Source organism: Paenibacillus lentimorbus NRRL B-30488 (genome assembly GCF_000411595.1).
GTDB classification, from domain to species: Bacteria; Bacillota; Bacilli; order Bacillales; family Bacillaceae; genus Bacillus; species Bacillus velezensis.
Window position 1 is genome coordinate 1 of record NZ_ANAT01000041.1, and the last position, 551, is coordinate 551.

Annotated in this window: 1 protein-coding gene; it reads left to right on the plus strand. The window is 61.7% G+C overall.

Annotation, left to right across the window (positions count from 1 at the left end):
* On the plus strand, nucleotides 1-551 hold a 551-nt coding region (locus D368_RS18370), incomplete at both ends, for an AMP-binding enzyme (protein WP_486129298.1).

Sequence of the window (551 nt, forward strand, 5' to 3'; positions counted from 1 at the left end):
TATGTGTTAGACGGCGGGGAACCGTTCAGCCTGCGGGCGTTGCCGGAGAGCTGTACATCGCGGGGACAGGGGTGGCCCGGGGCTATTTGAACCGTCCTGAACTGACGGCGGAACGTTTTCTCGATGATCCGTTTTATCCGGGAGAACGCATGTATCAGACGGGCGATATCGCACGCTGGACAGAAGACGGCCTTGTTGAATGGCTCGGGCGTTCAGACGGACAAGTGAAAGTCCGCGGCTACCGGATTGAACCGGGAGAAATCGAAGCGGCGATCCGGCGCATCGACGGCATTCGTGAGGCGGCGGTCACCGCCCGGACCGAACACGGCGAAACCGCGCTTTACGCCTATATTGAAGGACGAAAAAGCGATGATGTGCGGGCAGAGCTTGCGGCACGCCTTCCGGCCTACATGATGCCGGCTCAGTTTATAGAGATGAGCGAATGGCCGGTCACGCCGAGCGGAAAGCTTGACCGCCGCGCGCTGCCGGCTCCCGGCGGAGCGGCAGACAGACGGGCGTACACAGCCCCGCGGAACGTCACGGAAATGAAG